Source organism: Chromobacterium haemolyticum (assembly GCF_002081825.1).
GTDB classification, from domain to species: domain Bacteria; phylum Pseudomonadota; class Gammaproteobacteria; order Burkholderiales; family Chromobacteriaceae; genus Chromobacterium; species Chromobacterium fluminis.
In genome coordinates this window covers 1-14,817 of the sequence record NZ_MUKU01000042.1, presented here as the reverse complement: position 1 = coordinate 14,817, position 14,817 = coordinate 1, and the positions used below count along the sequence as shown (strand labels likewise).

Below are 14,817 nucleotides of genomic sequence, written 5' to 3'. Positions count from 1 at the left end.
CGCCAGCTCCAGGTTTCCGGCGGGATAGACGCAAATACGCACATCCCGGCCTGAAACCCATGGCCGACCGCGGTTCGGTCCAGGGGCGCGGCGAGGTTCCGCCGGCGGCGCTGGCTTGTCCCTGCATCCAGGCACTCCGTTCACAACAAACCGCGCTCGAGAAGGACGAGTACTTGAAACTCCCTCTTCGGCGCGGCCGGGATCACGCTATGCCTTTGATTTTTATGAATCCTAACATTCTATTAATATCTGTGAAAATTGAAATAATTGAATCGATTAATTCGTTTTAACTATCAATCTGCTTAGTCGATAATAAAATTCAAACAGAATATCCGACGGCCGCGCGCCGTTCCGGGAACGTGTTTACGATCTCGCGAGCAAGAGCGAGACAAGGCGAAAACGGCTGAGAAAGCGAAATGTACGAGTGGTGCATGAGCATTTCGAAGCCGGCACTCATCGCACAATCTCTCTACCGACGCGCAGCAGATCGTAATCAGGTTCTGAGATAATGTCGTTTTTGCTTCCGTCATCCACACCATGCCCCGCCGCCCATCCCCCTTGCCCATCCGCCGGCTGTGCCCGAGCGACATCCCCGCCCATTGGCTGGACGCCTTCCAGCGCCGTCAGGATGTCCGCCTGGTCTACCGCGCCAGCCCCGCTGGCCGGCAGTGCGTGGCCGAGCCCTTCATTGACGACTGGTCGCCGGCGGAGCGGCGCGAACTGGCGCGGGAGATGGCGCGCATCGCCGCCGACGGCGCGGTGTTGGCGCTGGAAATCGAAGGCGGCCTCGCTGGTTTCGCCGCCGTAGACCCGCAGGCCTTGGGCCCGGACGGCGGCTACCGGCAACTGAAAGAGCTGCAAGTGGACCGCCGCTGGCGCGGCCGGGGCCTGGGGCGCGCGCTGCTGGCCGCCAGCGCCGCAGCCGGCCGCGAACTGGGCGCGGACGCGCTCTACATCTCCTCGCACTCCGCCGTTGAAACTGTCGCCTTCTACGAGGCCTGCGGCTGCGCGCCAGCCCGCTGGCTGCACGCGCCGCAACTGGCGCTGGAGCCTTTCGACTGCCAGCTGGAACTGGCGCTGTCCGCCCAGGCTGTTGATTTTATTTAGCTATCCGCATAGAATTTTGGCCTGCTCATTTGATTGAGCGCCCTTCTTTTTCTCGCACAAGGCTTTGCATGTTGGAGATTGCAGCAATCCGATAACGCCGCCCGCTTTGCCGCTGGCCGTTATCAAAATGCCCCTTAGCTGGTAGCGCCCGCATCGCGGCGGCTGCCCGTTTTCGCATTTGATTGCCGAACGATCATCCAATATGAATATCTCCAAGCCGGAGCAAAGGACTTTGCACGTCCTGGCCAAAGGCGGCCGCATCGCGCACCTGCGCGACGACGCGGGCCGTATCTCCACTGTTGAATGCTATACCCGCGAAGGGTATCTGCTGTCCGATTGCAGCCTGCTCGTGTTCCAGAAGCTCAGGGCCAAGCGCTTGATCAGCTCCAAGAACGGCCAGCCTTACCAAATCAACAAGGCCGGTCTGCGCGCCGTGCGCGGCCAACTCGACAACCAATGACCTCCGCCGCCACGCTGCCGAATGCGCAAGGCGGCGGCGCTGGCGCGCTCCAATCCAAGGAAAACGCGATGACACTCACTCTGAGAAACGAACAAGCCCGCGACATCGACGCCATCTTCGAACTGACCCGGGCCGCCTTCCTCGCCGAAGAACACTCCAGCCATACCGAGCAGTTCATCGTCAACGCGCTGCGTCGCAGCGGCCAGCTCACGCTTTCCCTCGTAGCGCTGGACGGCGAACAGCTGTTGGGCCACATCGCCGCCTCTCCGGTGCTCATCTCCACCGGCGCCGCCGGCTGGCACGGCATCGGTCCGGTATCCGTGCATCCGGCACGGCAGGGCCAAGGCATAGGCAGCCTGTTGATGAGAAAAGCGCTCACCACGCTGCGCGAGCTGGGCGCGCAAGGCTGCGTGGTGCTGGGCGATCCCGGCTATTACGCGCGCTTTGGCTTCCAGCCTCGGCCGGGCCTGATTTTGCCGGGCGTACCGGCTGAATACTTCATGGCGCAAAGCTTCGGCGCGCCGCCGCCGGCGGGCAGCGTCAGCTACCACCCGGCGTTCGAAGCCATCGCCTAAACGGTTTGGCGAGCCGGCCCGTGCCGCTGCGGCGGCCAGGCTGGCTGGGGCAAGGCCCCGCGGGGTTCTGAAGCCGGCCCGACACCACGGCTTTCTTTATTATAAAATTAATAAATTAATTGTTTTGAAAATGATTTAATGTCAATTAAATATATGTCACAAATGACAGTATCGCCCCTCCGCCTAGCCAGACAAAAATCTTAGCGCTTACTTAACAAGCAAACTGTTTGGCCGCAATGGCCTCCTTGAGCCTGTCCAAAACTTCGCGCGAAGGGAGAGGCAAGGCGAAAACCAGTGAGAAAGCGGAATGGCCAAGTGCTCCATGAGCATTTCGAAAAGGTACTCACCGTGTACGCGCAGCAGATAGTGAACAGGTTCTTAAACATGAAAGGGCGATCCCATGGCTTACACCCCGGACAATGAACAATCTTCTCCGCTCGCCGCGCAATTGAACCGACGCCAGCTCTTGCTGGGCGCGGGCGCAGGCGCCGCCGGCCTGATGCTGCCGGCGTCCTCCTCGGCTTTCATCGGCACGGACGCGCTCCAGCTGGCCAGGTACCAGCGGCTGATTCCCGAACTATTCCAAGCCGTGCCGCGTCCGCCCGCCTACACCCCCAATCTGGTGATAGGCTCCGGCTTTGGCGGCGCCGTCTCCGCGCTGCGCCTGGCACAGGCCGGCCAGCAGGTCACGGTGCTGGAACGCGGCCATCGCTGGCCCAATGCGCCGCGACGCGACATCTTCTCCAACGACACCCTGCCGGACGGACGCGCGTTCTGGCACCGGCGCCAGGCCAAGATGCTGATAGGCGTGACCACCCACTTCGACTCCTTCGGCGGCGTGCTGGACTCAACCGACTACCCAAATATGAATGTCTGGCGCGGCGCCTGCGTCGGCGGCGGCTCGGTGGTGTTCACCGGGGTGATGATTCAGCCGGAACAACGCTATTTCGAAGCCCTGTTCGGCAACTGGGTCGGTTATGAGGAAATGAACAAGACCTACTACCCCAGGGTCCGGCAAATGCTGCGCTTGGACTCCATGCCGGCGGATATCTACAACAGCAAGCCCTTCCACCATTCCCGCATCTGGGACGCCCAGGTACGCAAGGCCGGCTACGCCACCACGGCCAACGATTCCATTTTCAACTGGGACGTGATCCGCCAGGAACTGCGCTGGCAATCCACGCCCTCCGCCACCGCGGGCTTGTCCAACCACGGCAACTCCAACGGCGCCAAGTTCGACCTCAACCAAAACTACCTGGCCCAGGCGCAAGCCACCGGCCGCGCCGCCATCTATCCCGGCCATGAGGTGCTCAGCATCGCCTGGGACGGCAGCCGCTACGAGGTTGACGTCGTCAAGCGCGCACCCGACGGCCGGCAACTGGACCGCTACCGCCTCAACTGCGACCGGCTCTTTCTCGCCGCCGGCTCCATCGGCAGCTCGGAACTACTGGTCAAGGCCCGGGCGCAAGGCACTTTGCGCAATCTCAACGAACACATAGGCCAAGGCTGGGGCAGCAACGGCGACACCATCGTCACGCGCAGCTTCAGCACGCTGTCGCTGGCCACCCAGGGCACCCCCAGCGCCTCCCGCATCCACGACTCGAACAGCGGGCAGCCGCTCACCCTGGAAAACTGGTACGTGCCGGGCTTGCCGCTGGACCTGAGCACGGTGATCGGCTCGCTGGGCATGGCCTTCGATCAAAGCAATCGCGGGCATTTCAGCTATGACCCGGCCACGGACCGAGTGGCGCTGAACTGGCCGCAGAACGGCAACCGCGACAGCGTGGCCGCCGCCAAGACGGTGAACGACAAAATCGCCGCGGCCACCGGCACCGTTCCGGGCTTCCCGGGGATCATAGCCGGCGTCACCGGACTAAACTGGACCGCGCATCCGCTGGGCGGCGCGGTGATAGGCAAGGCCACCGACGCCTGGGGCCGCGTCATCGGCCATCCCGGCCTGTACGTGATGGACGGCGCCTTGCTCCCCGGCAGCGCCGGCGCGGCCAACCCCTCGTTGACCATCACCGCGCTGGCCGAGCGCAACATCGAGCACATCATCAAAAACGGCAAGTAAGGCCCGCCGCCGCCAAGCCATGGCGGCGGCCGAGCCTCACTCTAAACCAGACCGTTGCAGCAAGCGCGCGCTGCCCTCCCGCGACATCCGCAAGGCGCGCTCGGCGCGCCGCCGCATGTCCCGCTCCCAGACGCGCAGCGCCGCCGCCGCCTCGGCCGCCGTGCTCGCCGGCGCCAAAGCGTCCGCCAACTCCGCGCCGTCGCAAAGAGCGGTATTGGCCCCTAAGCCTCCGGCCGGACTCATCGCGTGCGCCGCATCGCCCAATAAGGCCACCCGCTCGCAGCGCCATACCGGCACCTCGGCGGTCATCCGGATAGGACGCGCGCCCAGACACTGCGGGTCGCCATTCGCGAAAACGGCCTGCAAACGCGGATGCCAGCCGCGCGTCGCCTGTTGGACCCGCGCTCGCAACGCCGCGCCGCTCAGACGCTCATCCGACAAGGCCCCGCCCAAGTCCTCGGCCCTCGCCACGCAGGCCCAATACCAGTAATCCGGCATCGGGCTCAGTCTGACTTCCGGCGCCATCCGCCGCGCCAGTTCCGGCAAGGGCGCGCGGAAGCGCATCGCCTCGATCACCGCCGTCAGGCCGTCGCCGAACACCACGCAGACGCCCTGGCCCAGCTCCGGCGTCGACGCCTCGGCCGGCAAGGCGTCCCGAGGCGTGACGCCGTAGAGCACCACCGCGCCCTCGTCCTCCGGTTCCCCGCCCGGAGCCAATTGCCGGCGCACCGTGGAGGCCGTCCCGTCCGCGGCAATCAGCACATCCACCTCGAACTCGGGCTTATCCTCGAAGTCCAGCAACAAACCGTTGCGCGTTTCCCTAAAGCCACGCAATGCATGGCCCCAATGGATTTGTTCTTCCAGGCCACTGGCGAGGATTTCCCGCAGCGTCTGGCGGTTGGCGCTGAGATCGCGCTCCGCCGCGTCGCCGTCCAGCGCCGACGGCCGCCAATGCGCCGGCTTCCGCTCCGACCAGACGCGTAGCTGCGGGTCGATGAAACAATCGTCGCCGCCCAGCGAGCAGCTTAGCCGGAACAGCTCGAATTGCGGCGGCGTCAAAACCCGCCGCAGCGCCTGCTGGCCGTCGCCGTCGATGCGCAGCCGATAACCTTGCCAGCGGCTGTTCGCCGCGTGATCGCGTTCAAACAGCGTGGCGGCGACGCCGGCCCGCGCCAGGCCCTGGGCCAGGCACAAGCCGCCCAAACCGGCGCCGACGATGCCAATGCGTAGGGATTGCATAGCTTCTCCTTTACTCCTCATGTGGACCCCCGGCCTGAACCGCCGCCGCGCCGGCGGCCGTCCAGGCCCTTGCCGACGATTGTGCGCGCCGCCGACAAAGCTGCTATAACGCTGTTTTGCCAATAAATGGTGAAAAATGGCCAAGATCGACGTCACTCCGCCGGAAGGCGGAACGGACCTCAGCGAATGGATCGGCGGGCCGCCGCTGATCGCCGTGCCCGGCAACGATAAAGAAGACAGCGACTACCGGCTGGGCAGCCGCGAATACGCTTGGCACCGCCATGCCCGCGGGCAGCTGCTGTGCGTGGAAACCGGCCTGATCCAAATCCGCACCCCGTGCGGCGCCTGGGTTCTGCCGCCGCACCGCGCCGGCTGGATTCCGCCCGGCGTGCCGCACCGGGTGCGCGTCAGCGGCGCGCTGACCGGCTGGAGCCTGCTGTTGAACCCGGACTGGAGCCGGACGCTGAGTCCGCAAGCGCAGGTGGTGGCGATCACCGAACTGATGCGCGCCGCAGTGCGCCGCGCGGTGACGTGGACGGATTATTCGTCATGGCGGCCGGAGCAGGAGCGCATCGCCGCAGTGCTGCTGGACGAATTGCGGCAAGCGCCGCAGCAGGCGCTCTGCTTGCCGATACCGGAGCATCCGCGCATCGCGGAGCTGGCCCGCCGCCTGCTAACCGAGCCGGGCGGCAAATACGCGCTGGCCGACTGCGCGGACGCGGCGGCGATGTCGCCGCGCACCCTGCGCCGCCACATCCTGGCGCATACCGGCATGAGCTTTGGACAGTGGCGGCAACAAGCGCTACTGATACGCGGCATGGAAATGTTGGCGCGCGGCGTCGCCGTGGCCACGGTGTCGGACGAGCTGGGTTACGCCTCTCCCAGCAACTTCATCGCAATGTTCCGGCGCGCCTTCGGCGATTCTCCAGCGCGTTTTTTCGCGCGGCAAGAACCAAACTAACGGGATATTGCTTGGGATCGACAAGCCGAGGCCCCGCGAGCACCCGTTCAATCTCCAGCCCGCTTCAGCGCCATGGCGATCCTGTCGCCGCTTGCCGCATTGATTTATAGTTTAAATTTATTCAAACGCCTTGGCGCCTTCCCAAACGCATGCCCGGCCGGCCTTGACCCGTTTCTATCGAGACTCTCTATTTACTTTGACTCCGATAGAGATAGCGCGCCAACCTCTTAAAACAAGCTCTCAACGTCGACAGGCGAACCCATAAGCAACCAAAACCTTGGTTCTATATGACAGTCCGGACATAGCGACCAGGCCAACCCAACTGGACAGCAATTTTCTACTAGGGGTCAACCAATGAGCCCAGCTGGCACGGCAATATAAATTTCATCATGAAACCATGCATAAAAATGACATACGCCTTGCAGGCCAGACTATTGATGCTTCGTACTTGAAAAATATTATTGCTTTCAGAAATTACTTATATTTCCCAGCAGCATACGCACTTACGCTATTCCGATGGATATCAAGTGCTTAGTGCTTAGACCCTGGCCATTGCGGCTGTCTGCGGCCGCCAGTATTGTGTGGCTATTGGCTGGGGCGTTGCTTTTATGCACTATATGCATTTTGGCTATTTTCCTGAATATCCAACTGAATAGCCATGTCGCGGCCCAACGTCTATCCATGAATGAAGCGGCTTACGCCGCAAAGGCTTTTTTCAATCGCCGCGTGGAATTCCTAAAAAACCTGGACAAGCCCGCCGCATCCGGTTTAGACCGGCCCCCAAGTTCATTGGACCACCCCAACCGAATAGGCGAGCCTCCGTCTCCGCCCGGCTTGATCTTGTCCTTAAACGATCAGCTCCAAGCGGCTAACTTGGGCGTCAACCTCTTGTTGTTGTTGCAAGACAAGGATCAATTGGCCGTGCGCAGGCTGGAAAGCGGCTTCCCAATCGCGGGGGAGACGCCGGACGCCGTACTTCGGCAGTTAAGCGATAATCCGACGCCGCTGTACCAAAGCACGACGGTGTGGCTGTTCGATCCCAAAGATCCTCAGCGCCGCATTTACATGGCGCGGCCTTTCATCTCCCCCTCTTCGCTGGACAGCGGAGAACAAGCCTGGCTTGCTTTGGAATTCCTGGGACGAGACGTTCTGGCCAGCCAGCAGCCCTTTGCCGGCTATGAGTTCACCATGCTGGATGCCAATGAGCACGAGGTGGCCGCTTCGGCCGCCACCTCTTCAGGGCGGGCGCAGGACATGTGGCAACGGCTGTCCAACGCCTTGCCTATTGTGCCCAGCGTTCAAACCCGATTCCCGCTTGGGCCTGACTGGATGCTGTCCTATCGCTATCCGGAATCGGCTCTCCTCAACGATATGCGCCATGCCTTGATAAAGTGTCTGGCCATCTTAAGCTGCGTTATCACCGGACTCGCCTTGGGCAGCCTATGCGTGCTGAACAGGTTTGTGCGACCCGCTCTGCAGCGGCTGCAGCAGCATGCGGAAGCGGAGGCTTTTCTGCGCTCGGTATTCAACGCGGCTCCTGTGGCGCTTTGCGCGCTGCGAAGGCGCAATGGCCAGGCCGTCCTGGAAAACCAGTTAGCTCGCGACTGGCTTCCCGCGATTAATCCGGATTGGAGGTCGACGGAGTGGGTGGAGCGCGTCTTTCTGCGGGCGCGCCTGCAACAAGTCGGCGTTGTCAGCGAAGAGCTGGCCACCCTCGACGGCCGCCATTTATTCGCCAGCCTCGTGCCCACTCGCTACCGAGGAGAGGAAGTGCTGCTGTGCGCGCTGAGCGATATCAGCTTGCGCAAGCAGGCCGAACTGGCGCTGGAGCACGCCAAACAATTAGCCGATGCCGCCAATGCCGCCAAGACCGCGTTCATCGCCACGATGAGTCACGAAATCCGCACCCCTCTATACGGCGTGTTCGGCAATCTGGAGCTCTTCAAACACACCCGCCTGGATCCGCAACAGCAAGGCTATGTGCAGGCGATCCAAAGCTCCTCCACCACGCTGTTGGGACTCATCAATGACGTTCTGGACCTTTCCAGGATAGAAGCGGGTCAATTGCGGCTGGAGATGGAAGCTTTCAATCTGTTTGAGCTGGCGCATGAGGTAGTGCACGGCTACGCCGCCTCCGCTCTGAACAAGGGCGTATTGATCTACGCTTGTGTCGACCCGCGCTTGAGCCTGCCTTTACGGGGCGACCCGCGCAAAGTACGACAGATTCTGAGCAATCTCCTCAGCAATGCGGTGAAGTTCACCGACAACGGCCGTATCGTCATGCGCTGCGGCTTGGTCAATGGAGACAACGGCAGTATCCGGGCCTCCATCCAGATCGCGGATACCGGCATCGGCATTGCCGCCGAGGATCAAGCTTCTTTGTTCAAGTTGTTTTTCCAGGTAGGCGAGGGTCGCCGCAGGGCGAGCGGCACCGGCCTGGGCCTGCCGATCTGTCAGCAACTCGCCACTCTGATGGGGGGCGACATCACCGTGGTGAGCGAACCGGGCCTGGGCAGCAGTTTCACTCTGTGGTTGCCGCTGAAACCGCTAGCGGACAGCCCTTCACGACAACGGCCTCTGACTCAGCAAGCCATCTACGTCAGCGCGCCAGTGCGAGAACTGGCCGATAGCCTGTGCGACTGGTTGAACTTCCTCGGCGGCAGAGCGCTGGCCCGCGCAAGGGAAGACTTGCCGCGAGACAAGCTATGCTTGGAAGTGCGCTTGGACATCGATCCGCATCGGCGAGCCAACTGGCCCGGCGTGCGGATATCGCATGGCGACGAATCGTCGCGCTCTAGCGCCGAATGGGTCTCCTTATACGCTCCGACAGTGATCTTGGATACCATGCTTTCCACGCTGGGGCTCGCCCCGGCCTCTGCGACAGGGGCCGGTGCCTCCACACTGGGCAGCTTGAATCTCAGAGTCTTGGCGGTGGAAGACAACGACATTAATCGTATGGTTTTAAAGGAACAACTGGAAACCTTGGGCTGCCGCGTGCAGTTGGCCGCCAATGGCCAGGAAGCGCTGCAGCAATGGAATCTCCACGAATTTGATCTGGTGCTGACGGACATCAGCATGCCGCGGATGGACGGCCGGGAGCTGGCGCGCAGAATCCACCTACAAGCGCCTGGCTTTTTGGTCGTGGGAACGACGGCCAGCACTTTAAAAGAAGAAGCTCAACTTGCGCGCGAGGCTGGAATGGCCGCGGTGATCATCAAGCCCGTCAGTCTGTCCAACCTGTTCCGATGCTTAAGCTCATTGAAGCAGAGGAGGAAGTATGACGAACTTTCCTCCCCAGGCTATATCTCTTCCAGTGGCGTTGTCTGAGCGTCGACCCAGCCTGCACAATGATGCTTCAAGCCATAAATCAAACCGGGCAGCCACAGGCTGTTTCATGAAACAATGCCGATCCAAGCATAGACCCGCGCAAGATGTGTCAATGAAACGGAGTCATGGAAAATAATACGCAATCCATCGGTAAATTGATCAGAACATCCTTACGACTCAATGTCAGTCTGATCTTGGTCCTGTCCTTGGTTCTGCTCGCCTTAACCGCCAGCTACTGGGCCGCGACCTTACTGCTGGATGAAAAACAGAATATGGCTCAGGTGCACTTCGCATGCGTCACCAACGGCATTCGAGAGCATGAAGCCTTTCTTAGCCGCGGCGCGCGGCGCAACTCCGACATCATGGGCAAACGGCTGGGTAAACTGTTGGAAACGACACACACCCCTATTGCGCAGACTGGCGATTACCTGATGGTGGAGGGGCGTAGCTCTCCGTATTCAATGCCGTTTACTCTGGGCTACCGCGTAGATCAGTGGCCAGAGCCTCCAAACAGCCTGTATGCCTTAGGAGCCTTAAGCGCGGATTACTACAGCACTTACTGGTCGCTGGCCAAAACCGACGCCCCCCAAAGCTTTCTATTGGCCTTGGATGAAGCAACCAGCCTGGCGGTGCCGACGGTAGACAATACCGCAACAGAAATGGCGCTGACGCACACCAATTTCCCAACGATCACCTCCGCCATCCGCCAGTTTTTACTGCAACAGCGGCATGACACAACCAAGGTAAAGTGGATAAGCTGGAAAAGCGCCCAAGGCCTTGATCCAAATACTCTCCTTGCCTATATCCCGGCCTATATCAGCGAAAAGTTTTGGAAAAAAGGCAGTCGTTCCCAAATTATGGCGGTTTCAACGCTGGAGATCCGAAATGTTTGCTGGGGCGGCACCAACAAGCGTCGGGTATTTGACGATATCAGTCTGATTGCGCCCGACGGACGGGTACTGCTGGGCGAAACCTACTCACTGCCGACCTTAAAAGCGGGCCTGAATTTTAGCCAAGATGGCCTGCTGCTTTATTTTCCGGCCAAAATCAAACCGAACTGGTCCGCGGTATATCGAGTGCAATACAACCGTTTGCTCGCCCTGGCAAACTGGCATGCCCAAGTCTTTATGATCAGCGTGCTATTGCTGGCTTTGAGCGGCGTACTGGCGGTACGCTGGTATCGGCTTCGAGTATTGGCGCCGGCACAAGCCTCGCACCAAGCCGTGCTGGAAAGCGAAGCCTTCAATCGCGTGGTAACACAAACCACGCCAACCGCCTTGTTTGTTCTGGAATTGCCTCTCCTCCAACCCTTGGTGGTTAATCCGCTAGCGTTGGAATGGTTCGATCGAGAACGAGATTACCCGCAACTAATCGCATTCTGGGGCGAAGTAATAGACGGAAAAGATGTCTCTAACCGCACCGCTTGTCTTCGCATTGGAGAGCGCTATCTGCAAGCCAGCTTTGCTCCTGCCCGTCACCGCGGCAAGAACGTCATATTATGCTCCTTTAGCGATATTTCTCATTACAAAGCCAGCTCAATGGCGCTGGAGGCGGCAAAGCGGGCATCGGATAGCTCGAATGAAGCCAAAACCCATTTCCTGACTACCATCAGTCATGAAATTCGCACCCCGCTTTACGGCCTGCTGGGCACGATAGAAATCCTTGACATGACCCCCCTAAGCCCGCGCCAGCGCGCTTACTTGAGCACCATGCAAGACTCGTCTTCTCTGTTGTTGCAATTGATCAGCAATGTATTGGATGTTTCCAAGATTGAGTCCGGGCAAATGGCGCTGGAGTCGCAATCATTCTCCCCGCTTGGCCTTTCCGAGGAGGTTGTGCGCGCTTTTGCCGCCATGGCTGAAAACAAAAGACTACGGTTGTATGCCAATCTTGATGAGAATACCCCGGAGCTAGCATTAGGGGATGCCACGCGCATTCGCCAGATTTTAAATAACCTGCTCAGCAACAGCATCAAATTCACCGAATCCGGCTGGATTGTATTACGCCTGAAAGCCATCCCCTTGCCAAACGGCCGCGTCAATTTAGCCTGGCAAGTGACCGACACCGGCATAGGCATCACTCAGGAACAACAAACCCGGCTGTTTGAGCCCTTCTATCAAGCTCAAGCCCTGCCTGGTTTAATTGCAGGAACAGGACTAGGCTTATCGATCTGCCGGCAACTCAGTCAATTGATGGGGGGCTCCCTTCGAGTCGTCAGCGATCTGGGGCTGGGCAGCAGCTTCACCCTGTCCTTGGAACTGGAGCAACAAGCGCCGGCCCTCACGCTTACGGACTATCCCCTGAACCAGACTACCGTGTTGCTGCGCGCTCATCTAAAAGAGCAAGGAGAAAGCCTGATACGCTGGCTGACCCGACAGGGCGCCAGCACTCGTTGGCTGGATCCGATGGAGCCTGTGCCGGAAGATTCCGGATTGATTCTATTGGATCTGGACCCCGCGGATGAATGGCCTAACAACCCACTGAGCACGCGCGTCATCGCCACTCCGGAAGGACCGCTACAGGCGCAACTGCAAAGCGATAGCTGGTTGGTGAACATTCATCATCTCAACGGCATCCTGCAAGCGGTATGGCTGGCAAAACACGGCCTACCCGGCGAGGCCCAGCCGGAATCTGTCAGCGATACTGCCGCACTAGGATTGAACGTCCTAGTCGCCGAGGACAACCCAATCAACCAACTCATCTTGAAAGAGCAGCTGGAGTTGCTGGGTTGCCGCGCCTGTGTCGTGGGCAATGGCCAGGAAGCCTTGAAGCACTGGAATATGCGTCCGTATGATCTAGTGATGACCGATGTCAACATGCCGCTGATGAATGGATACGAGCTGGCCATAGCTCTCCGGGGCCAAGGCGTGGTCATTCCCATCGTCGGCGTCACCGCGAATGCCATGCGGGTTGAGGAGGAAGCATGTCTGCGCGCGGGCATGGATGCCTGGTTGGTTAAGCCCATCAATTTACACGGCTTGCGCACCGTATTAACGCGGCTAAGCCAAAGAGCTTCAGAAAAGCCCGCCTCCCTCTCTGCGCAAACCATCCCCAGCCCAGATGGCTTGAGGGTGCCAATGGCCATGCGCGAGCTATTTTTGCGCACCATGCACACAGACCTAGGCGTGCTATACACGGCTTCAATGTCCAAAAAACCACATAAAGTAGCCAGCATATTGCATCGCATTAATGGCGCCCTGGCTGTAGTCAACGCGCAAACGCTAATGAGCGCCGGCCAGGCATTGGAAGCACAACTCGCGGAGTTGTATGAATTGAATGACGAGAACATCGCCAAGTTGGAGCAGTTTCAAAACCGTTTGAAAACTGCTTTGCAACAACTAACGGCTTCTTAAACCAGATGACAAGAAAAACTTCAATGATTTAAAGGCCCAGCTTATTTATTAAGAGATAGGCATTGGAATCAAATTTACTGGAAACACCATGAGCAAAATAAAAGTATTGATAGCCGATGATCATCCTATCGTTCTGATGGGCATTCGTGAAGAAGTAGAGCGCAATACCCTGTTGGAAGTGGTGGGAGAAGCGCACAACTCCACTGAATTAGTTGAGACACTGATTAACTTGCGACAACGGAATGAACTGCCTCATATCGTCATCGCCGATTACAGCATGCCCGGCGACACCAACTATGGCGACGGCATGAAGTTGGTAGAATACCTACTCCGACATTTCACCAATATAAGGCTTATCATTTATACAATGGTTTCCAACCACTTGATCGTTTCAAGCCTGCAAGACTTGGGCGTGACGGCGGTGGTTCTGAAAAGCCAGCCACTATCAGAACTACGCCACACGCTGGAACAAGTGGTGAATAGAGGATCGGCTCTTCCCCTTCCCAATAGGGGAAATATTGCCGAGGATACAATAGGCAGCAAGGTGGAAAAATTATCCGCCAGGGAATTTGAAGTTTTACGTCACTTCGTGACCGGCATGTCGTTAAATGAAATAGCGAGAATGCTAAGCCGGAGTGAAAAAACCATCAGCGCGCAAAAAGTTTCCGGCATGCGAAAACTGGGAGCCCGCAGTGATCAGGAGTTGATAACACTCTGCCTGGAGACCGGATTATTCCGCTGAAGTCCCTATGGTCCGCGCACCGGTTCAATGTCTCGCACCGGCTCGCGAGTCTTTGAGCCGGACTCTGCCCAATGGGCGCCGCCAAGCATACCGTCATGCACCTGCGGTTCTGGCCGCCAAACGGCGGGCGGAAGCCGACGCGTCAAACGCCGGGGACCGTGGCCTGCAACTCGAACACCCCATCCATCCGCCAGCGCTCCCGCTCCCGGGAATGTGCGGCACCGGCCGGCAATGCCGGCTGAACCTCCAATTCCAACTGCAATGCCTGGCCCGCCCCGCTGCCGCTGTCCGGGTAGACCCGCACCAGCTGGCCGGGACGCAGCGGGGTCGAGCGTCGCCGCTCGCCGTCGTTTTCCCCCTCCACGCGGAAGTAGGCGTCACGACCATCCAACGTCGCCGCGCGCAAGATCAGGCGCGCCGCGCCCTGAGGCCCGAAACGGTAGGATGCCGCATCCGCCGCCGGGCCATTGAAACGCAGAGCCAGCGACTTGGGTTGCTCGCAAACGGCTTGCAAACTCAAAATCCGCGCCTCTAGTCCGCCCCCCGGCGTTCCCTGGTTGAAACCTTCGCGCAGAGCGGCCAAGGGCACCACGCCATAGTCCAAATGGGGTGTGCTCAATGTCAATACACACGGCCGCTCCTCGGCCTTAACACCGACACTCAGCAGCGCCAACACTATAAAACTCCACTTGTTTATTTTCATATCTTTCCTCCTCATCACTCTGGATCGGTTTAAACATCTAGCGCAAAGGCCGGATCAGGAAGGAAGCTCCGAAAAACAGAATGCTCATGCGGTATATGAACATTCTGCAACCGTGCCTTCTACTGTCGCCATTTAGGGCTTACCTCAGGTGATCTGCTCCCCTTAGGCCTTACCAATCAAAAGTAGAGAGAAGTCCGTCACTGAAGGAGAATGACGGACATGAAGAAGAGCAGATTCACCGAAGAACAGATCATTGGCTTTCTCAAGCAGGCCGAA

10 protein-coding genes are annotated in these 14,817 nt (G+C 59.4%); 8 read left to right on the top strand and 2 right to left on the bottom strand.

What is annotated here, in order from left to right; translation table 11 throughout:
* The first annotated feature begins 537 nt into the window (after positions 1-537).
* The 4 genes from B0T39_RS21435 (at position 538) to B0T39_RS21420 (ending at position 4,216) form a co-directional block, all read left to right on the top strand.
* A complete protein-coding gene (locus B0T39_RS21435; protein ID WP_081550274.1) occupies positions 538-1,107 on the top strand; it encodes a GNAT family N-acetyltransferase in 570 nt (189 codons plus the stop codon).
* A 202-nt stretch (positions 1,108-1,309) separates the two neighbouring features.
* On the top strand, positions 1,310-1,567 hold the full coding sequence (locus B0T39_RS21430) for a YjhX family toxin (protein ID WP_019099904.1): 258 nt from the start codon (positions 1,310-1,312) through the stop codon (positions 1,565-1,567).
* Positions 1,568-1,635: 68 nt separating this feature from the next.
* Positions 1,636-2,142, top strand: coding sequence for a GNAT family N-acetyltransferase (locus B0T39_RS21425; RefSeq protein ID WP_081550322.1), 507 nt, complete (start codon positions 1,636-1,638; stop codon positions 2,140-2,142).
* A 400-nt stretch (positions 2,143-2,542) separates the two neighbouring features.
* Positions 2,543-4,216 (top strand): GMC oxidoreductase, encoded by a 1,674-nt coding sequence (locus B0T39_RS21420; protein ID WP_176219624.1) that lies wholly within the window; start codon positions 2,543-2,545, stop codon positions 4,214-4,216.
* A 36-nt stretch (positions 4,217-4,252) separates the two neighbouring features.
* Here B0T39_RS21420 and B0T39_RS21415 read toward each other — a convergent pair whose 3' ends face one another.
* Entirely contained in the window at positions 4,253-5,455 is a 1,203-nt protein-coding gene (locus B0T39_RS21415; protein WP_081550272.1) for an FAD-dependent oxidoreductase, read from the bottom strand.
* 136 nt (positions 5,456-5,591) lie between these two features.
* Here B0T39_RS21415 and B0T39_RS21410 point away from each other — a divergent pair, with 136 nt between their 5' ends.
* The 4 genes from B0T39_RS21410 (at position 5,592) to B0T39_RS21395 (ending at position 13,838) form a co-directional block, all read left to right on the top strand.
* Positions 5,592-6,416, top strand: a complete 825-nt coding sequence (locus B0T39_RS21410) for an AraC family transcriptional regulator (RefSeq protein WP_081550270.1) — start codon at positions 5,592-5,594, stop codon at positions 6,414-6,416.
* A 624-nt stretch (positions 6,417-7,040) separates the two neighbouring features.
* Positions 7,041-9,743: an ATP-binding protein gene (locus tag B0T39_RS21405; protein ID WP_176219623.1), complete on the top strand. Its 2,703-nt coding sequence runs from the start codon at positions 7,041-7,043 to the stop codon at positions 9,741-9,743.
* Between the two features lie 125 nt (positions 9,744-9,868).
* Entirely contained in the window at positions 9,869-13,096 is a 3,228-nt protein-coding gene (locus B0T39_RS21400) for a hybrid sensor histidine kinase/response regulator (RefSeq protein WP_081550266.1), read from the top strand.
* An 88-nt stretch (positions 13,097-13,184) separates the two neighbouring features.
* On the top strand, positions 13,185-13,838 hold the full coding sequence (locus tag B0T39_RS21395; protein WP_081550264.1) for a response regulator: 654 nt from the start codon (positions 13,185-13,187) through the stop codon (positions 13,836-13,838).
* Positions 13,839-13,980: 142 nt separating this feature from the next.
* On the opposite strand, the gene B0T39_RS21390 is transcribed toward B0T39_RS21395, so the two are convergent.
* On the bottom strand, positions 13,981-14,541 hold the full coding sequence (locus B0T39_RS21390) for a hypothetical protein (RefSeq protein ID WP_081550262.1): 561 nt from the start codon (positions 14,539-14,541) through the stop codon (positions 13,981-13,983).
* Positions 14,542-14,817: the final 276 nt, after the last annotated feature.